Annotated in this window: 17 protein-coding genes and 1 pseudogene; 10 read left to right on the top strand and 8 right to left on the bottom strand. The window is 69.3% G+C overall.

Features of this window, described 5'->3' with window-relative positions; translation table 11 throughout:
• The first annotated feature begins 178 nt into the window (after positions 1-178).
• The 7 genes from hyi to QFZ27_RS17110 all read left to right on the top strand — a co-directional run bounded on the left by hyi (position 179) and on the right by QFZ27_RS17110 (position 6,697).
• A complete protein-coding gene (gene hyi / locus QFZ27_RS17140; protein ID WP_429227588.1) occupies positions 179-976 on the top strand; it encodes a hydroxypyruvate isomerase in 798 nt (265 codons plus the stop codon).
• A 218-nt stretch (positions 977-1,194) separates the two neighbouring features.
• On the top strand, positions 1,195-2,094 hold the full coding sequence (locus QFZ27_RS17135) for a 2-hydroxy-3-oxopropionate reductase (protein ID WP_429227587.1): 900 nt from the start codon (positions 1,195-1,197) through the stop codon (positions 2,092-2,094).
• Between the two features lie 95 nt (positions 2,095-2,189).
• Positions 2,190-3,530 carry an 8-oxoguanine deaminase gene (locus QFZ27_RS17130; protein WP_429227586.1) on the top strand — a complete coding sequence of 447 codons (1,341 nt, stop codon included), beginning with the start codon at positions 2,190-2,192 and terminating at the stop codon, positions 3,528-3,530.
• A gap of 82 nt (positions 3,531-3,612) precedes the next feature.
• Entirely contained in the window at positions 3,613-5,391 is a 1,779-nt protein-coding gene (locus QFZ27_RS17125; RefSeq protein ID WP_429227585.1) for an SRPBCC family protein, read from the top strand.
• Positions 5,392-5,472: 81 nt separating this feature from the next.
• Positions 5,473-5,817, top strand: coding sequence for an ArsR/SmtB family transcription factor (locus QFZ27_RS17120; RefSeq protein WP_429227584.1), 345 nt, complete (start codon positions 5,473-5,475; stop codon positions 5,815-5,817).
• Positions 5,801-6,262 carry an SRPBCC family protein gene (locus tag QFZ27_RS17115; protein WP_429227583.1) on the top strand — a complete coding sequence of 154 codons (462 nt, stop codon included), beginning with the start codon at positions 5,801-5,803 and terminating at the stop codon, positions 6,260-6,262. The genes QFZ27_RS17120 and QFZ27_RS17115 overlap by 17 nt, the downstream gene beginning before the upstream one ends.
• A 21-nt stretch (positions 6,263-6,283) precedes the next feature.
• Positions 6,284-6,697 (top strand): GFA family protein, encoded by a 414-nt coding sequence (locus QFZ27_RS17110; RefSeq protein ID WP_429227582.1) that lies wholly within the window; start codon positions 6,284-6,286, stop codon positions 6,695-6,697.
• Between the two features lie 172 nt (positions 6,698-6,869).
• Here the strand turns inward: QFZ27_RS17110 and QFZ27_RS17105 are convergent, their stop codons facing one another.
• The 8 genes from QFZ27_RS17105 to betI all read right to left on the bottom strand — a co-directional run bounded on the left by QFZ27_RS17105 (position 6,870) and on the right by betI (position 13,732).
• Positions 6,870-7,040, bottom strand: a complete 171-nt coding sequence (locus QFZ27_RS17105; protein ID WP_429227581.1) for a hypothetical protein — start codon at positions 7,038-7,040, stop codon at positions 6,870-6,872.
• Between the two features lie 206 nt (positions 7,041-7,246).
• Positions 7,247-7,456 (bottom strand): hypothetical protein, encoded by a 210-nt coding sequence (locus QFZ27_RS17100; RefSeq protein WP_429227580.1) that lies wholly within the window; start codon positions 7,454-7,456, stop codon positions 7,247-7,249.
• A 115-nt stretch (positions 7,457-7,571) separates the two neighbouring features.
• Positions 7,572-8,414 carry an ABC transporter permease subunit gene (locus QFZ27_RS17095; protein ID WP_429227579.1) on the bottom strand — a complete coding sequence of 281 codons (843 nt, stop codon included), beginning with the start codon at positions 8,412-8,414 and terminating at the stop codon, positions 7,572-7,574.
• A complete protein-coding gene (locus tag QFZ27_RS17090; protein ID WP_429227578.1) occupies positions 8,411-9,361 on the bottom strand; it encodes an ABC transporter permease subunit in 951 nt (316 codons plus the stop codon). Before QFZ27_RS17090 ends, QFZ27_RS17095 begins: the two co-directional genes overlap by 4 nt.
• Positions 9,358-10,506, bottom strand: coding sequence for an ABC transporter ATP-binding protein (locus QFZ27_RS17085; RefSeq protein ID WP_429227577.1), 1,149 nt, complete (start codon positions 10,504-10,506; stop codon positions 9,358-9,360). The genes QFZ27_RS17090 and QFZ27_RS17085 overlap by 4 nt, the downstream gene beginning before the upstream one ends.
• A 14-nt stretch (positions 10,507-10,520) precedes the next feature.
• Positions 10,521-11,624: a polyamine ABC transporter substrate-binding protein gene (locus QFZ27_RS17080; protein WP_429227576.1), complete on the bottom strand. Its 1,104-nt coding sequence runs from the start codon at positions 11,622-11,624 to the stop codon at positions 10,521-10,523.
• A 271-nt stretch (positions 11,625-11,895) separates the two neighbouring features.
• Positions 11,896-13,074 carry an acyl-CoA dehydrogenase family protein gene (locus QFZ27_RS17075; RefSeq protein WP_429227575.1) on the bottom strand — a complete coding sequence of 393 codons (1,179 nt, stop codon included), beginning with the start codon at positions 13,072-13,074 and terminating at the stop codon, positions 11,896-11,898.
• Between the two features lie 10 nt (positions 13,075-13,084).
• Complete coding sequence (gene betI / locus QFZ27_RS17070) at positions 13,085-13,732, bottom strand: transcriptional regulator BetI (protein WP_429227574.1); 648 nt, start codon at positions 13,730-13,732, stop codon at positions 13,085-13,087.
• Positions 13,733-13,926: 194 nt separating this feature from the next.
• On the opposite strand from betI, the gene QFZ27_RS17065 reads away from it, so the two are divergent.
• From QFZ27_RS17065 to QFZ27_RS17055, 3 genes and pseudogenes are all read left to right on the top strand, one after another.
• Complete coding sequence (locus QFZ27_RS17065) at positions 13,927-15,270, top strand: aspartate aminotransferase family protein (protein ID WP_429227573.1); 1,344 nt, start codon at positions 13,927-13,929, stop codon at positions 15,268-15,270.
• A 289-nt stretch (positions 15,271-15,559) separates the two neighbouring features.
• Positions 15,560-17,179 (top strand): phytoene desaturase family protein, encoded by a 1,620-nt coding sequence (locus QFZ27_RS17060; RefSeq protein WP_429227572.1) that lies wholly within the window; start codon positions 15,560-15,562, stop codon positions 17,177-17,179.
• Positions 17,166-17,576 (top strand): annotated as a pseudogene (locus QFZ27_RS17055) (phytoene desaturase family protein); the annotation flags it as partial. The gene QFZ27_RS17060 and the pseudogene QFZ27_RS17055, both read left to right, overlap by 14 nt.
• Positions 17,577-17,610 lie beyond the last annotated feature (34 nt).

Below are 17,610 nucleotides of genomic sequence, written 5' to 3'. Positions count from 1 at the left end.
CCCAAGGCCGGTGCCACCCCCTCACCCGGAACCGCTGCGCGGTTCCGACCTCTCCCCGAGGGAGAGGTAAAAACCCCCTCTCCTCGGGGAGAGGGAGGGGCCCGGCCCGCTTGGGCCGGGAGGGTGAGGGGGCGGGCCGGGAACGGTCGATCCATCAACGGGAACCTGTGAGACCGCCATGCCGCGCTTCGCCGCCAACCTGACCATGCTGTTCAACGAGCATTCCTTCCTCGACCGCTTCGGCCGCGCCGCCGAGGCCGGGTTCACCGGGGTCGAGTACCTGTTCCCCTATCCCTATCCGAAGGAGGAGCTGGCCGAACGGCTGCAGCGCCACGGCCTGACCCAGGTGCTGCACAACCTGCCGGCCGGCGACTGGGCCAAGGGCGAGCGCGGCATCGCCTGCCTGCCCGACCGCAAGGGCGAGTTCCAGGACGGCGTCGGCCAGGCCATCGACTACGCCACCGCCCTGGGCTGCCGCCAGGTCAACTGCCTGGCCGGCAAGCGGCCGGCGGGCGTGGCCGACACGGTGCTGGGCGACACGCTGGTGGACAATCTCCGCTTCGCCGCCAAGGCGCTGGGCGAGGCCGGCATCACGCTGCTGGTCGAGCCGATCAACACCCGCGACATCCCGGGCTTCTTCCTAAGCGGATCGCAGCAGACGCTGGACCTGCTCGACGCGGTCGAGGCGCCGAACACCAAGCTGCAATACGACATCTACCACATGCAGATCATGGAGGGAGACCTGGGGCCGACCTTGCAGGCGCTGATGTCCCGCATCGGCCATATCCAGGTCGCCGACAATCCCGGCCGGCACGAGCCGGGCACCGGCGAGATCCACCACCCCTTCCTGTTCCGCCTGCTCGACGCGCTCGGCTATGCCGGCTGGGTCGGCGCCGAATACGTGCCGCAGGCCGGCACCGAGGCGGGCCTGGGGTGGTTTGCGCCGTACCGGGTCAGGGCCACCGTCGCGGCCTGAGCCATTCCCCCTCACCCTCCCACAAACGGCCTTTTCGGAATTCCCAACACCGTCATTGCGAGCGCAGCGAAGCAATCCACGGTGCAGCACGAGCGGAGGCATGGATTGCTTCGTCGGCTTCGCCTCCTCGCAATGACGGCGGGGGGTAGCTGCTCTGAAAAAGGTCTCGCAGGGGATTGCACAGAAAAGCTCTCCCCTTTTCCCTTGAGGAGTTCGTCATGAACGTCGCCTTCATCGGCCTCGGCATCATGGGCCGCCCCATGGCCGGCCACCTGAGCGCCGCCGGGCACAGCCTCTTCCTCCACGACATCACCGGCGTGCCGGAGGGGCTGGGCGGCACCGCCGTCGCCTCCGCCGCCGAGGCGGCGCGGCGCGCCGATATCGTCATCACCATGGTGCCCGACACGCCGCATGTGGAGGCGGCGCTGTTCGGCCCCGGCGGCGTCGCCGAGGGGCTGTCGCCCGGCAAGGTCGTGGTCGACATGAGCTCGATCTCGCCGATCGCCACCAAGGGCTTCGCCGAGAAGATCAACGCGCTGGGCTGCGACTATCTCGACGCCCCGGTCTCGGGCGGCGAGGTCGGCGCCAAGGCCGCCAGCCTGACGATCATGGTCGGCGGGCCGCCGGCCGCGTTCGACCGGGTCAAGCCCCTGTTCGAGGCGTTGGGCAAGAACGTCACCCTGGTCGGCGGCAATGGCGACGGCCAGACCACCAAGGTGGCCAACCAGATCATCGTGGCTTTGACCATCGAGGCGGTGGCCGAGGCGCTGCTGTTCGCCGCCAAGGCCGGCGCCGACCCGGCCCGGGTGCGCCAGGCGCTGATGGGCGGCTTCGCAGCCTCGCGCATCCTCGAGGTGCATGGCGAGCGCATGATCCAGCGCAACTTCGCGCCCGGCTTCCGCATCGCCCTGCACCAGAAGGACCTGGCCCTGGCGCTGGACGGCGCCAAGGCGCTGAGCGTGCCGCTGCCGAACACCGCGGCGACGCAGCAGCTGCTGCACGCCGCCATCGCCCAGGGCGGCGCCGGCTGGGACCATTCCGCCATCCTCAAGGTGCTGGAGCGCCAGGCCGATTTCGAGATCGCCGCGCCCGCGGCGGCGCGGCAGGACGCGGCGTGACGTCAACGCCGGGTTGAAGCACTTTCAAATCGCACAACCTCTCCCGTCCCCCTCATCCGGTGCTACGCTCCGGCAAACGGGCATGGGAGGGCATGATGCGGTTGTGGATCAAGGACCCGCTGGCGATCCTGGCGGAGGGCGCCGAGCGCGGCGTGGTGGTCGAGGATGGGCGGATCGCCGAACTGGTGCCGGCGGGGCGTGAGCCCAACGCGCCGGTCGACGGCGTGTTCGACGCAAGCGCCCATGTCGTGCTGCCCGGGCTGATCAACACCCACCACCATTTCTACCAGACCCTGACCCGCGCCTTGCCGGCGGCGCTGGACCGCGAGCTGTTCCCCTGGCTGCAGGCGCTGTACCCGGTCTGGGCCCGGCTGGACCCGGAGGCGCTGCGCAGCGCCGTCACCGTGGCGATGGCCGAGCTGCTGCTGTCCGGCTGCACCACCACCTCGGACCATCACTACGTCTTCCCGGACGGGCTGGAGCACGCCATCGACATCGAGGTCGAGGTGGCGCGGTCGCTCGGGATGCGCGCCGTGCTGACCCGCGGCTCGATGAACCTGTCGGTGCGCGACGGCGGGCTGCCGCCGGACAGCGTGGTGCAGGACGAGGATGCGATCCTGGCCGACAGCGAGCGGCTGGTCGCGGCGCATCACCAGCCCGGCGAGGGTGCCATGGTGCAGATCGCGCTGGCCCCGTGCTCGCCCTTCTCGGTCACCGGGTCGCTGATGCGGCGCACGGCGGAGCTGGCCGATCGGCTCGACGTCCGGCTGCACACCCATCTGGCCGAGACCGAGGACGAGAACCGCTTCTGTGTCGAGAAATTCGGCGGCCGGCCGCTGGACTATCTGGAGGAGTGCGGCTGGCTCGGGCCCCGCACCTGGCTGGCGCATGGCGTCCATTTCAACCCGGCGGAAATCGGCCGCATGGCCCGGGCCAGAACGGCGGTGACGCATTGCCCTTGCTCGAACCAGATCCTGGCCTCCGGCCACTGCCCGGTGCACGGCATGGAGCAGGCGGGGATGAAAGTCGGCCTCGGCGTCGACGGCTCCGCCTCCAATGACGGCTCGAACCTGATGCAGGAGGTGCGCGCCGCCTTCCTGCTGCAGCGGCTCAACTACGGCGTGACCGCGATCAGCCATCGCGACGCCCTGCGCTGGGCCACCGCCGGCTCCGCCGCCTGCCTCGGCCGGCCGGATCTCGGCGTGATCGCGCCGGGCAAGCAGGCCGATTTGGCCCTGTTCGCGCTGGACGAGCTGCGCTTCGCCGGCCATGGCGACCCGCTGGCCGCCTTGGTGCTGTGCGGCGCCCACCGGGCCGATTTCGTCATGGTCGGCGGAAGCTGGCGGGTGGAGCACGGCGCGATTCCCGGCCTCGACCTACCCCGGCTGATCCGCAGCCACCAGACTCTGGCCCAGCGGATGCAGAACGCATCCTGACTCCCACGCCCCTTGCCGAACGGCCATTCGATTCACTAAAATCTCCATTCGATAGAGTCGAACGGCCGATCGGGAGGTTGGCATGGACGACGGCATGGAGGGCCGGGTGCGGGCGCGGCTGCCGCAGGATGCGCGGCGCGAGCAGCTGATCGACGCGGCGATCACCGCGATCGCCGAGCACGGCCTGTCGAACGTCACGCTGAGCAAGGTGGCCAACCTGGCCGGGCTGACCGCCGGCATGGTCAATTTCCACTTCAAGTCGAAGCAGGACCTGCTGCAGGCCACGCTGGCGCGCATGGCCGAGGCCTATCGCAGCCTGTGCGAAAGCGCGGTCGCGGCGGCCGGCCGGGCGCCGGAGCAGGCGCTGATGGCGCTGGTCCGGGCCAGCTTCGACCCGCAGGTGGCGAGCCTGGAGCGGCTGGCCGTCTGGTACGCCTTCTGGGGCGAAAGCCGGGCCCGCGACGACTACATGGCGCTGGTCGGCGCCTCCGACCGCGCCTTCTACGATGCGGTGCACGCGCTGATGGCCGAGCTGGCCGAGCGCGCCGGTGCCCGGATCGAGCTGCGGGCCGCGGCGCTGGGCCTGTGCGGCCTGGTCGACGCGCTGTCGCAGGAGGCGCTGGTGCAGCGCGAGGCCTTCGACTGGGATGACGCGGTCGACACCTGCCGCCGCTATCTGGCCAACCTGTTCCCGGCGGAATTCGCCGCCCCGGCCCGGCTGCGCCTGGTGGCGGAGACTGAGCCCGACGCGCCCGCCCTGCCGCCGACCCTGCCCGGCTGGACCTATGCCGATCCCGGCATCCACGTGGCTGAGGTCGCACGCATCCACCGCCCGGCCTGGCATCTGGTGGCGCATGTCTCGGAGCTGCCGGCCCCCGGCGACTACGTCACCTTCGAGGCGCTGGGCGAGCGCACCTTCGTCATCCGCGGCGAGGATGGCGGGGTGCGCGCCTTCCACAATGTCTGCCGCCATCGCGCCCATGCCGTGCTGCAGGGCCGCGACGGCCATTGCAGCGGGCTGATCCGCTGCCCCTACCATGCATGGTGCTATGCCTGGGACGGCCGGCTGCGCGCGGTGGCGGCGGCGAAGACCTTTCCCGAGATCGACACCGCGGGCCTCGGCCTGCTGCCGCTGGACTGCGAGGTGTTCGCCGGCTTCGTCTTCCTGCGCTTCGAAAGCGGCGGCCCTTCGGTGGCCGAGCGCTATGCGCCCTATGCGGCGGAGCTGGCGGCGCACCGGATCGAGGAGATGGTGCCGATCGCCGATTACTGGATCGGCGAGATCGACGCCAACTGGAAGACCATCTGGGACAACTATCTCGAGGACTATCATTTCCCGACCGGCCATCCCGGCCTGTTCGGGCTGATGTCGGGCGCCTATGACCGCGAGCCGGACGACGCCACCCGCACCATCCGCCTGAGCCACGCGCTGCGCCGCGACCCCGACGGCGGCTGGTCGACCCGGGCCTATGCCAGGCTGCTGCCGGACGTGCCGCATCTGCCGGAGGCGCTGAAGCGGCGCTGGACCTACCTGTTCCTGTACCCGGCGGTGTCGCTGGAGCTGTATCCGGACATGCTGGATTATTTCCACATCCTGCCCGCTGGGCCCGGCCGATCGATCCTGCGCTGGCGCGCCTATGCCCGGCCGGACGACCGCCGCGCCATGCAGCTGACCCGGCGGCTGAACCTGCGGGTGAACAACCGGGTGCATGACGAGGATGCGGCGCTGATCCGCTCGGTCCAGCAGGGCCTGTCCGGCTCGGCCTATGGCAGCGGCGTGCTGGGCGAGAAGGAGATCAACCTCCGCGCCTTCCAGGGCTGGATCCGCAGGGATGTGCCAGAGGCCGGGCAGCCGCGATAGCTCATCGTCGCCTTGACAGATCCAGGTCAGTGGCCGTATTGAACCATATGGTTGCTTAACCAATCGGTTCAGAACGTGTCGATGGATCCCCTCAGCCTCACTTTGGCGGCGCTCGCCGACCCGACCCGCCGGGCCATCCTGGCACGGTTGGCCCGGGGCGAGGCCTCGGTCACCGAGCTCGGCGAGCCCTTCGCCATGAGCCTCACTGCCGTGTCCAAGCATCTGAAGGTGCTGGAGCGCGCCGGGCTGGTGACGCGCAGCCGCTCGGCGCAGTGGCGGCCCTGCCGGCTGCAGGCCGGGCCGCTGAAGGAGATCGCCGACTGGGTCGAGGGCTATCGCCCGTTCTGGGATGCCGGCTTCGACCGGCTGGATGACTATCTGCGCCAACTGCAAGGCAAGGACACCGACGATGACCGCACCCAGTGACAGCGCCACCCTGGAAGCAGGATCGGAGCTGGTGATCACCCGCCAGTTCGACGCGCCGCGCAGCGTCGTGTTCAAGGCCTGGACCGAGCCCGAGCATCTGGTGCGCTGGCTGGGGCCGAAGGATTTCAGCGCCTCCGCAGTGCGGATCGACCTGCGTCCGGGCGGCGCCTGGAGCGCCGTCATCACCTCGGCCGAGGGCAAGAGCTACGGCATGGCGGGGATCTATCGCGAGATCGCGCCGCCGGACCGGCTGGTCTTCACCTTCGCCTGGGACGAGGACAAGGCGGAGCAGATGCTGATCGCCCTCACCTTCCGGGAACGTGACGGCCGGACCGAGATGACCTTCCGCCAGACCGGCTTCCGGTCGGTGGAGAGCCGCGACAGCCACCGGGGCGGCTGGAACGAGTGCTTCGACAAGCTGCCGGCCGCTCTGGCGCAGGCTTGAACCATCGGGAGAGGAAGCGCGATGAAACGCACCTATCACGGCAGTTGCCACTGTGGCGCAGTGCGCTTCGAATGCGATGCCGACCTGGCGGCCGGCACCAGCCGCTGCAACTGCTCGATCTGCGGCAAGGGGCGGTTCTGGAAGGCGATCGTGACGGCGCCGGATTTCCGCCTGCTGCAGGGCGAGGATGCGCTGTCGGACTATCGGTTCGACGGCGCCGCGGGCGGCACCATCCATCACCTGTTCTGCCGACGCTGCGGGGTCAAGCCGTTCGGGCGCGGCCATTTGGAGGCGCTGGGCGGCATCTTCTATGCCGTCAACGTCGCCTGCCTGGACGATGTCTCGCCCGCGGAGCTGGCCGGGCTGCCGGTCCAGTTCGAGGACGGCCGCGCCGACCATTGGGAGAGGGCGCCGGCGGAGACGCACCACCTGTAGAGACCGTCTGCAAATGCTACTGGCGCGGCCGTCTGACGGCGGACTCGAAGCTTCCGGTGCTCACGGACCCGAACGTCCGCTGCGCGCCGGTTCTCGAAACCACCACCAGCCGACTCACGCCAGCGCATTCTCACACGGTCTCTGGGGCTGCGCGCCCCGCCGTGGCTTACCCTCAGTAAGCCGGCGTCACGACGGTGGTGCGCGGCGGCGGCGTCACCACGGTCGCCGACGGCGCCGGCTGGGTGACCACGGTGGTATCCGGCTTGTCCGGGGTGTTGTTCACGGTGCAGGCGGCCAGGAGCGGCAGCCCGAGAAGCGTGATGGCCAGGATGGTGGAGCGCATGTCCAATCCTCCATTTCGGGTGGAAGCGGTCTGAGTCGGCACCGCGCTCAGTCAGCAACAGGACGACGCGGCGCCGTGTTCCCCGGAAGGTCCGGGTCTCGAGGGTCGGGCCGGCACGGAGGCCTTCGGGAAGCGGATGCCCGATCAGGCGCCCTGGCGGCCGAAGCCGCGGGGCCGCCGTGCCGGCTCGACCTTTCCGGCCGGCCTCAGTAGGCCGGCGTCACCACCGTCGTGCGCGGCGGCGTGACATAGGTGGTGGTGCCCGGCATGACCACGGTCGGGGCGGGCTGAGTGACCACGGCCGGCGGCGGCTGGGTGAGCACGGTGGTCCGGGCGGGCGGGGCGGTGTTCACCGTGCAGGCGGCCGCCAGCATCGACAGGCCGGCCAGGGCGAAAGCCGTGGAGATGGAACGCATAGCACGTCCTCCAGTTCAGTGAAGCGACCCGAATCCAGGCCGCAACGAACACCCAACGGGACGAAGCGGAAACGGGTTCCTTGATCCGTATTTACGCAAAATTTGATGGTGATCTTTATGCCGAACCGCCCCCGGCCGAGGCGCGGCTGTCGCGGGCCTTGCGGGCGTCGCGGCGGTTCAGGATCACGGCGCTGGCGATGACGAAGCTGGCCACCACCAGGATGATGATCGTGGCCAGCGCGTTGATGTCCGGCGTCAGCCCCAGCCGGACCTTGGAGAAGATCAGCATCGGCAGGGTGTTGGCGCCTGGGCCGGAGGTGAAGGTGGCGATCACCAGGTCGTCCAGCGACAGGGTGAAGGCCAGCAGCCAGCCCGACACCATGGCCGGGGCCAGCAGCGGCAGGGTGATGTCGACCATCACCTGCCAGGGCCGGCTGCCGAGATCGGCCGCCGCCTCCTCGATCGACGCATCCATGTCGGCCAGGCGCGACTGCACCACCACGGCGACATAGGCCATGCAGAAGGTGACATGGGCGATGGTGATGGTCATGGCGCCGCGCCCGGACGGCCAGCCGAACGTATCCTCCAGCGCCACGAACAGCAGCAGCAGGGACAGGCCGGTGATCACCTCGGGCATCACCAGCGGCGCCGTGACCATGCCGGCCAGCAGCAGCCGGCCGCGGAACCGGCCGAGCCGCGCCAGGGCGATGCCGGCCATGGTGCCGAGCGCCGTGGCGACGGTGGCGGAGACCGCGGCGATCTGCAGGCTGAGGAGCGCCGCGTCGACCACCTGCCGGTTGCCCCACAGCGCGACGTACCACTTGGTCGAGAAGCCGCCCCAGACCGTGGCCAGCCGCGACGCGTTGAACGAGAATACGATCATCGAGGCGATCGGCCCGTAGAAGAACACGAAGCCGGCCACCAGCCAGAGCGTGAGGAAGCGGGACCGGCCCCTCATGCCTGCCCTCCCCGCGCCTGGCGGTTCTGGAACCACAGGATCGGCAGCACCAGGACCAGCAGCAGCACCACCGCCACGGCCGAGGCCACCGGCCAGTCGCGGTTCGAGTAGAACTCGGCGAACAGCACCTGGCCGATCATCGGGCTGGACGGGTTGCCGAGCAGCGCCGGGATCACGTATTCGCCGGTCGCCGGGATGAACACCAGGAGCGACCCGGCGATGATCCCAGGCAGCGACAGCGGCAGGGTGACGTCGACGAACACCCGCCAGGGCCGCGAGCCGAGGTCCATCGCCGCTTCGACCAGGCTCTGGTCCAGCTTCTCCAGCGTCACGTAGAGCGGCAGGATCATGAAGGGCAGGTAGGAGTAGACGATGCCGAGATAGACCGCGAAGTCGGTGTTCATCATCTCGACCGGCCGGTCGAGGATGCCGCTCCACACCAGGAAACCGTTGAGGATGCCCTGCTTGTTGAGCAGCCCCATCCAGGCATAGATGCGCAGCAGGAACGAGGTCCAGAACGGCAGGATCACGAACAGCAGCAGGATGTTGCGCGCGCCCGGCGAGGACCGGGCGATGCCGTAGGCGATCGGATAGCCGCAGAGGAGACACAGTGCGGTCGAGATCAGCGCGATCTTGACCGAGTTCAGGTAGCCGGCGAGGTATAGCCAGTCCTGGGTCAGGAACACGTAGTTGCGCAGCGAGGCGGTGATCGCCGGCCACGCCCCTTCGCCCCAGTCCAGCAGCGCCGAATAGGGCGGCCGGCCAACGATGCTCTGGGCCAGGCTGATCTTCAGCACGATCAGGAACGGCACCAGGAAGAACAGCAGCAGCCAGACCGTGGGCACGCCGATGATCAGGCCGCGCCAGGCGTCGCCGACCCGGCGCAGGGCCCGGACCAGGAGCGGCGCGGCCGGCCTGGCTCCTCCTGGCTCTGGGATCGCGGTCATTCGGTCAGCAGCAGCGCCGCGGCGGGGGACCAGGACAGCCAGACCCGGTCGTCCCAGTCGACCGGCCGGTCCTCCTCCCGCCCGCGGCGCTCGTTCTGCCGGCTGACCGAGACCAGCCTTCCGTTGCCGAGCTGCACCCGGAACAGCGAGCGGTCGCCGAAATAGCCGAGGTCGTAGACCATGCCCTGCAGCGTGTTGGCGGCGCCCTGCGGCGGCTCGCGCCCGATCGCGATCTTCTCCGGCCGCACCGCGACCGAGACCGGCGTGCCTGGCGCCACCGCCCCGGCATGGGCGACGACCAGCGGTCCGGCCTGTTCCGTCGCCACCGTCACCCGCCCGTCGGCCGCGCTCTCCACCGTGCCCTCGAACAGGTTGATCGAGCCGATGAAATCCGCCGAGAAGCGGCAGTTCGGATATTCGTAGATGTCGGTCGGCGTGCCGGTCTGCACGATCCGGCCGCGATTCATCACCGCGATCCGGGTCGACAGCGCCATCGCCTCCTCCTGGTCGTGGGTGACGACGATGAAGGTGACGCCGACCTGGTACTGGATAGTCATCAGCTCGAACTGGGTCTGCTCGCGCAGCTTCTTGTCCAGCGCCGCCAGCGGCTCGTCGAGCAGCAGCAGCTTCGGCTTCTTGGCCAGCGCCCGGGCCAGGGCGACGCGCTGGCGCTGGCCGCCGGACAGCTGGTGCGGCTTGCGCGGGCCGAAGCCCTGCAGCTGCACCAGCTCCAGCAGCTCGGCCACCCGGTCGCGCCGCTCGGCCGGGGTCATCGCCTCGTGCTTCAGCCCGTAGCCGATGTTCTTCTCCACGCTCATATGCGGAAACAGGGCGTAGGACTGGAACATCATGTTGACCGGCCGCTCATAGGGCGGCGTCCGGGTGACGTCCTGGCCGTCGATCAGGATGCGGCCGGCGCTCGGCGTCTCGAAGCCGGCCAGCATGCGCAGCAGCGTGGTCTTGCCGCAGCCGGAGCCGCCGAGCAGGCAGAACAACTCCTTGCGGTGGATCTCGAGGTCGACGGCGTCGACCGCGGTGAAGTCGGCGAACTTCTTGGTCAGGCCTTCGATACGAAGGATCGGTTTGGCCTGCGGGTCGAGCCAGGGCCGGTCCTTGGTGTCCGGATAGCGCTCGGCGGTGGGCATCTAGGGTTGGCGCCCTACTGCCCGGCCTTGATCTGGCTCCAGGCCCGGGTGCGCAGGCGCAGAGCCTCCTGCGGCAGGTCGGCCGGGACGTAGAGCTTCGCCCGCGTCGCCGCGTCCGGATAGATCGCCGGGTTCTCCAGGATCTCCTTGTTCACGAACTCCGCGGCCGCCTTGTTGGCGTTGGCGTAGTTGGTGAAGTTGGTGGCCGCGGCGATCACCTTCGGCCGCAGCATGTAGTCGATGAAGATCAGCGCGTTCCCGGGATGCGGCGCGTCGGACGGGACCAGCCAGCCGTCGAACCACGCCGGGCCGCCGCTGTCCGGCACCGAATAGGCCAGGTTCACCTTCACCCCCGCCTCTTCCGCCCGGCTGGCGGCGGTGGCATAGTCGCCGGACCAGGAGAAGGCCAGGCACAGCTCCTGGTTCGGCAGCTGGTTCAGGTAGTTGGCGGAATCCACCGCCTTGACGTATTGCCGGATCGGCTTGAACAGCGCCGCCGCGGCCTCGTAATCCTCGGCCTTCTGCGAGTTCGGATCGCGGCCCAGGTAGGACAGCGCCAGCGGGATCATGTCGGTCGGTGATTCCAGGATCGAGATGCCGCAATCCGCCCATTTCGCCGCCAGCTCGGGCTTGAACAGCATGTCGAGCGAGGTGACCGGCGCGTCGGCCATCCGCTGCTTGATCATGTCGACATTGTAGGCAAAGCCGACCGTACCCCACATATAGGGCACGAAGTATTCGTTGCCCGGGTCGTGGTCGGCGACGACCTTCAGGATCTCGGGGTCGAGATTGCCGTAGCCGCTCAGCTTCGACTTGTCGATCTTGGCGAACACCCCGGCCTTGACCAGCGGCGGGATCAGGTGCGAGCCGTGCAGGACCACGTCGTAGCCGGAATGGCCGGCCATCATCTTGGCGTCGACGGTCTCGGAGGCGTCATAGGTGTCGTAGACCACCTTGATGCCGGTCTCGGCCTCGAAATCCTGGATCGTGGTCTCGCCGATATAGTCGACCCAGTTGTAGACGTTGAGAACCTTCTCCTCCTCGGCCTGCGCCGTGGCGGCGCCAAGGAAGATGGCGGCCGCGGCCAGCAGCCCGATGGCCAAGGGGGAACGCGTCATCGCCTGGCTCCCTATGTCGCCTTACCTGCCGGCCGGTTGTCTGTCCGCCGCGGCCATCGGCGTCTCTATTCAGAGCCCGCTTCGCCGGGATTCTCCAGCGGAATTTTGACAGAACAATTAACCCGAAACCCAGCTGCGGAATCCCCATTCCATCATTGCGAGCGCAGCGAAGCAATCCATGCAGCCGCTCGTGCGGGACGATGGATTGCTTCGTCGGCTTCGCCTCCTCGCAATGACGGCGGGGGAGGCTCCTTATTCGGCGTGCAAGCCTTCATCCCCCGATCGTCCCCTTCAACCCGCGCTTCAGCAGGCTGCCGGCGATGATCAGGCGCTGGATCTCGCTGGTGCCCTCCCAGATCCGGTCGACCCGCAGCTCGCGGTTGAAGCGCTCGGCCACGTTCTCGCGCATGTAGCCGCGGCCGCCGAAGATCTGCACCGCCCGGTCGGCCACCCGGCCGGCCATCTCCGAGGCCAGCAGCTTGGCCACCGAGCAGCGGGCGTGCAGCGCCTTGACGTCCAGGCCGCGGTCATGCGCGTCCGCCGCCTCATAGGTCACCAGGCGGGCGGCGTGCAGCTCGGCGACGCTGTCGGCCAGCATCACCTGGATCAGCTGGAACCGCGCCATCGGCTCGCCGCCGATCCTGCGTTCCGCCGCGAAATCCGTCGCCGCCTCGATCAGCCGCTCGGCCGCGCCGCAGCAGCGCGCCGCGATCATCAGCCGCTCGCGCCGGAACCAGGCATGGATGAAGCCCATCCCCTGGCCCTCGGCGCCGATCCGGTTCGCCGCCGGCACCCGCACCCCGTCGAAGCGCAGGATCGGGTGGTGGTGGCGATAGCTGTGGGTGTAGGCCGGGCTGCGCACGGTGCTCAGCCCCTCGGCCGGCATCTCGACGAAGAACAGGACATGCATGCCGTCGGCGTGGCCGCCATCCGTCTTGGCCTGGACGATCACCGTGTCGGCCAGGTTGGCGCTGGTGACGTGCCACTTCTCGCCGTCGATGACGTAGCCGTCGCCGTCGCGCCGCGCGGTGGTGGCGATGTCGTCGACGTCGGAGCCGGCGCCCTCCTCCGTCACTGCGGTGCAGATGTGCCGTTCGCCGCGCATCAGCGGCAGGATGAAGCGGTCGATCTGGTCGGGCGAGCAGGCCTCGAACATCCAGGACTGCGCCTCGCCATAGCACCAGGCCAGGGCGTTGGTGACCCGGCCGGTCTGCTCCGCGATCGCCACCTGGTCGAGCAGCGGCAGCTGCAGCCCGCCATGGCGCTTTGGCGCGTCGATCCGCGGCAGGCCCAGCTCCAGCGCCAGCCGCTCGTTCCGGGCCACGATTTCGGCCGGGATCTCGCCGCCGGCCAGCTCCGCCCGCTCCTCCCACGGGATCAGCTCGACCTCGACGAAGCGGCGGACCCTGTCCTGCCAGTCGCGGGCGCTGTCGGGGAGCGTGAAGCTCATGGCGTGCCTCTCAGGCCTGGATGGGGCCATCCCGGGTGAAATGCCTGGGGAAGACCGAGACCAGCATCTCGACCGCGCAGGCCCGGGCGTCCTCGCGGCCGAACTCCTTCGGCCCCATCATGACATGCAGCCACAGCCCCTCCAGCAGCCCGTTCAGGCTGCGCGCCAGCAGGTCCGGCGACTGCCCCGCCGCCGCCAGCTCGCGGCACAGATTCAGCAGGGTCAGGTGGTAGTCCTGGTCGTTGGCGCTGCACAGCGCGCGGTAATGCGGCCGGGTCTTGGCTTCGCCCCAGAAGGCGCACCAGGCGGCGATCTTGCGCGGGTTGCAGATCTTCCGGTCGAAATCGGCCAGGACCAGCGCCCACAGCTTCTCCGCCGCGGCCGGCCCGGCCTCGTGCAGGGCGCGACGCCAATGGGCACGGTACTCGTCGGACATGTAGCGCAGCGTCTCAACGAGCAGCTTCTCCTTGCTCTCGAAATGGAAGTTGACGATGCCGCGCGACAGGCCGGCGCCGTCCGCGACCACGGCCATCGTCGTCTCCTCGTAGCCGCGCTTCGCGATGGCGTCGATCGTCGCCTCGATCAGCTCCTGCCGCCGCAGTTCCTTCGACTGCCGCCGCCCCCCATTCACCTTGCGCGCGGCCTGGCCTTCGGCCATCGGGACCCCCGTAAATTCTTCATGAAAGCCTAGCATCGGCACGGGTCTCTGGAAAGATGCTGAATGAACATCCAGCAAGCTTCTAATTGAACGTTCATTCAATACCGTAGACAGAATCGGCCCCGCCATGCCATTCTGGGACTCGAAATCGCGGCCCCAGAACCGCCGGACCAACGACACAAGGACCCGCTGCCATGACCCGCAGCCTGGCGCGCAGCAACGCGCAGTTCCGTCGGGCGTCGACCCGCCTGCCGCTCGGCGTCGCCTCCAACTTCCGCTACTGGGGCGACGACCGGACCATCTATGTGAAGCGCGGCCAAGGCGGCCGGATCTGGGACCTCGACGACAACCCCTATGTCGACTACCGGCTCGGCTACGGCCCGGCGATCCTGGGCTATGCCGACCCGCGGGTGGACGAGGCGGCGCGGCAGGGCATGGAGGTCGGCGGCGTCTTCGCCTTGTCGACCGAACGCGAATTCACCGTGGCCGAGCGCATCGCCAGGATGATGCCGGCGGCGGAGCTGGTGCGCTTCTCCAACTCCGGCACCGAGGCGGTGATGGCGGCGCTGCGCCTGGCCCGCGCCCACACCGGCAAGGAGTCCTATGTGCTGGTCGAGGGCAGCTATCACGGGCTGTTCGACGCGGCGATGTGGATGGTGGCGCTAGACCAGTGGGACCCTGAGAAGATCGGCCAGGACCCGGCCGTCGTGCCCTACTCCAAGGGCGTGCCGGAGGCGGTGCGGCCGCTGGTGCATCTGACCCCGATGAACGACGCCAACCGGCTGGAAGACCTGCTGCGCCGCCGGTCGCACGAGATCGCGGCGATGCTGATCGAGCCGATCATGGGCAATTGCTGCGGCATCACCGCCGATGTCGCCTATGTCCGCGCCGTGCGCGAGCTGTGCGACCGCTACGGCGTGCTGCTGATCATCGACGAGGTGAAGTCCGGCTTCCGCGTCGCCCGCGGCGGCACGCAGGAGCTGATGGGCGTGAAGGCCGACATCACCACCATGGCCAAGGCGATGGCCAACGGCTATCCGATCGCCGCCATCGGCGGGCGTGAGGACATCATGCGCCGCTATGGCCGCGGCGTCGCCCATGGCGGCACCTACACCGCCCATTCCGTGGCGCTGGCTGCGGCCGAGCGGACGCTGCAGATCCTGGACGAGACCCCGGCGCTGGAGACCATCGCTGCCTATGGCCGCCGGCTGCAGGCCGGGATCAAGCGGATCCTGGACGCCCGCGGCGTGGTCCATTGCTTCGCCGGCCACCCGTCGATGGGCGGGCTGTTCTTCGCCCCGACGCCGCCGCGCGACTATCGTGACTGGAAGCGCTCCGACTACAGCTTCTACGACGCGCTGGCCCGCGAGCTGCACGAGGAGGGGGTGCTGTGCGAGCCGGATTCGCGCGAGCCCTGGTTCGTCTGCGAGGCGCATGACGACAGCTGCCTGGCCGACACGCTGGCCGGCTTCGAGCGCGCCGTCGACCGCACGCTCGAGACTGGCGGCGACGACGCCAAGCGAGCCATGGCACACTGATCGCGGGACCGGGGGAGACGGAGCCCATGGGGGGAATTCAGCGCGGCAAGCCATCCTTGTCCCCCCTCCCCTCGCGGGAGGGGGCTAGGGGGAGGGGGTTGCCGATCAAAGAGAAGCGGCGATGCGAAGCCGGTTGGCGGCGGTTTCCGTTTCGGGATTCCAACCGCCTGATCCTGCGGCGCGAGCCCCCTCCCCCTCCCCCCCTCCCGCAAGGGGAGGGGGGACTCGATAGTGCCGGCAGCGTCGGTAGTGCCAGTCCGTCCAATCCATCATCGGACGAACTCTCCCCATGAAGACCTGGGACGTCATCGTCGTCGGGGCCGGGCACAATGGGCTGGTGGCGGCCGGCTACCTGGCCCGGGCCGGGCTCGAGGTGCTGGTGGTAGAGAAGAACGACTGGGTCGGCGGCGCGGCCGTGAGCCGGTCGCTGCATCCCGGCATCCTCTACTCCAACTGCTCCTATGTCTGCAGCCTGCTGCGGCCGGAGATCATGCGCGACCTGGAGCTGCCGCGGCACGGGCTGCAGGTCATCCCCTATGAGGGCGGCGCCGTGTTCACCCGCGACGGCGATGCGCTGGCGACCTATCGCCAGCACGACGCGCACCGGCGCGAGATCCAGCGCTTCTCGCTGCGCGACGCCGAGGCCTATGACCGCTACTCCGCCGACGTCACCCGGCAATGCCGCTTCATCCGCCCGCTGCTGCTGCGCACCCCACCGGACCCGGCGTCGCTGCGGCCGCGCGATTTGCAGGAGATGCTGTATCTCGGCCGCAAGTTCCATGGCCTGACCGAGACCGAGATGGCCGACACCATCCGGTTCTGGACCATGAGCATCGCGGAATATCTGGACGAGTACTTCGAGAACCCGGTGGTGAAGGCCAGCTTCGCCCTGTCCGGCATCATCGGCACCGCGCTCGGCCCCTGCTCGCCCGGCTCGGCCTATGTGCTGCTGCACCACTATATGGGCGATGTCGACGGCGCCACCGGCGCCTGGGGCTTCGCCCGCGGCGGCATGGGCGCCACCACCCAGGCCATGGCGGGGTCGCTGCGCGCCGCCAGGGGCGAGATCCGCACCGGCGCCGCGGTCGAGCGCATCCTGGTCGAGCACGGCAAGGCCGCCGGCGTGGTGCTGGCGGGCGGCGAGGAGATCCGCGCCCGGCAGGTCGTCTCCAACCTCGACGTCAAGCGCACCTTCCTGACGCTGGTGGAGGAGCAGGCGCTGCCGGCGCCCTTCGTCAAGCGCGTCCGCAACTTCAAGATCCGCGGCTCCTCCGGCAAGGTGAACATCGCGCTGGACGCCCTGCCCCGCTTCCCGGCGCTGCCCGAGGGGTCGCCCTGCCTGCGCGGCGACATGCACTTCACCGACAGCGTCGAGCGGATGGAGCGCGGCTATGACGACTGGAAGGCCGGGCGCTGGTCGGCCGATCCGTTCCTGGACATGATGATCCCGACCACGCTGGATCCGACCATGGCGCCGCCGGGGCAGCACTTCATGAGCTGCTTCGTGCAGTACTGCCCGCCCAAGGTCGAGGGCCGCGACTGGACCGATGCCGACCGCGACGCCTTCGGCAGCACCGTGATCGACCAGATCGCCGAGTATTCGCCCGGCTTCCGCGACCTGATCCTGCACGCCGAGATCCGCACCCCGCGCGAGCTGGAGGCCGAGGTCGGGCTGACCGAGGGCAACATCTTCCAGGGCGAGCTGACCTTCGACCAGATCCTGTTCAACCGGCCGGTGCCCGGCTATGCCCAGTACCGGTCGCCGGTGGCGGGGCTGTACATGTGCGGATCCTCCACCCATCCCGGCGGCGGGGTGATGGGCGCGCCGGGCCGCAATGCGGCGTCGGAGATCCTGCGCGACCTGAAGCGCAGGCCCGCGGTGATGAGCGACGCCTATGACGTCCTGTGACGCCATCGTCATCGGGGGCGGCCATAACGGCCTGGTCTGCGCCGCGCTGCTGGCCAGGAAGGGCCGCAGGGTGGTGGTGCTGGAGGCGGCGGAGGAGGTCGGCGGCGCCGCCCGGACGGTGGAGTTCGCGCCGGGCTTCCGCGTCTCCCATGTCGCCCATGTGCTGAACCAGCTGCATCCGGAGGTGATCCGGGCGCTGGACCTGCCGCGGCATGGCCTGGCCCTGGCCGCGACCAACATCCCGACCACGGCGCTGTCGGCCGATGGCCGGCCGCTGACTCTGCACGGCGCCTTCGGCGAGCGGCTGGAGGGCGACCTGCCGGCCGGGGAGGCCGAGGCCTGGGCTGCCCTGCGGGGCCGGCTGCTTCGCTTTGCCGGCACCCTCCAGCCTTTCCTGACGCAGGTGCCGCCCCGGCTGCGCAATGGCGACC

Origin of the sequence: Inquilinus ginsengisoli (genome assembly GCF_050434925.1) — a bacterium.
GTDB classification, from domain to species: Bacteria; Pseudomonadota; Alphaproteobacteria; order DSM-16000; family Inquilinaceae; genus Inquilinus; species Inquilinus ginsengisoli_B.
The sequence above is the reverse complement of the archived record's forward strand: the minus strand, read 5'-3'. Positions and strand labels throughout refer to the sequence as shown.

Excerpts from the sequence above, each read along its gene's own strand:
- QFZ27_RS17115 (WP_429227583.1), top strand. The coding sequence starts at position 5,801 with ATGACCGCACCCAGTGACAGCGCCACCCTGGAAGCAGGATCGGAGCTG.
- QFZ27_RS17130 (WP_429227586.1), top strand. The coding sequence starts at position 2,190 with ATGCGGTTGTGGATCAAGGACCCGCTGGCGATCCTGGCGGAGGGCGCC.
- QFZ27_RS17075 (WP_429227575.1), bottom strand. The coding sequence starts at position 13,074 with ATGAGCTTCACGCTCCCCGACAGCGCCCGCGACTGGCAGGACAGGGTC.
- QFZ27_RS17065 (WP_429227573.1), top strand. The coding sequence starts at position 13,927 with ATGACCCGCAGCCTGGCGCGCAGCAACGCGCAGTTCCGTCGGGCGTCG.
- QFZ27_RS17060 (WP_429227572.1), top strand. The coding sequence starts at position 15,560 with ATGAAGACCTGGGACGTCATCGTCGTCGGGGCCGGGCACAATGGGCTG.
- QFZ27_RS17100 (WP_429227580.1), bottom strand. The coding sequence starts at position 7,456 with ATGCGTTCCATCTCCACGGCTTTCGCCCTGGCCGGCCTGTCGATGCTG.
- QFZ27_RS17080 (WP_429227576.1), bottom strand. The coding sequence starts at position 11,624 with ATGACGCGTTCCCCCTTGGCCATCGGGCTGCTGGCCGCGGCCGCCATC.
- QFZ27_RS17110 (WP_429227582.1), top strand. The coding sequence starts at position 6,284 with ATGAAACGCACCTATCACGGCAGTTGCCACTGTGGCGCAGTGCGCTTC.
- hyi (WP_429227588.1), top strand. The coding sequence starts at position 179 with ATGCCGCGCTTCGCCGCCAACCTGACCATGCTGTTCAACGAGCATTCC.
- QFZ27_RS17095 (WP_429227579.1), bottom strand. The coding sequence starts at position 8,414 with ATGAGGGGCCGGTCCCGCTTCCTCACGCTCTGGCTGGTGGCCGGCTTC.
- QFZ27_RS17085 (WP_429227577.1), bottom strand. The coding sequence starts at position 10,506 with ATGCCCACCGCCGAGCGCTATCCGGACACCAAGGACCGGCCCTGGCTC.
- QFZ27_RS17090 (WP_429227578.1), bottom strand. The coding sequence starts at position 9,361 with ATGACCGCGATCCCAGAGCCAGGAGGAGCCAGGCCGGCCGCGCCGCTC.
- QFZ27_RS17125 (WP_429227585.1), top strand. The coding sequence starts at position 3,613 with ATGGACGACGGCATGGAGGGCCGGGTGCGGGCGCGGCTGCCGCAGGAT.
- betI (WP_429227574.1), bottom strand. The coding sequence starts at position 13,732 with ATGGCCGAAGGCCAGGCCGCGCGCAAGGTGAATGGGGGGCGGCGGCAG.
- QFZ27_RS17105 (WP_429227581.1), bottom strand. The coding sequence starts at position 7,040 with ATGCGCTCCACCATCCTGGCCATCACGCTTCTCGGGCTGCCGCTCCTG.
- QFZ27_RS17120 (WP_429227584.1), top strand. The coding sequence starts at position 5,473 with ATGGATCCCCTCAGCCTCACTTTGGCGGCGCTCGCCGACCCGACCCGC.
- QFZ27_RS17135 (WP_429227587.1), top strand. The coding sequence starts at position 1,195 with ATGAACGTCGCCTTCATCGGCCTCGGCATCATGGGCCGCCCCATGGCC.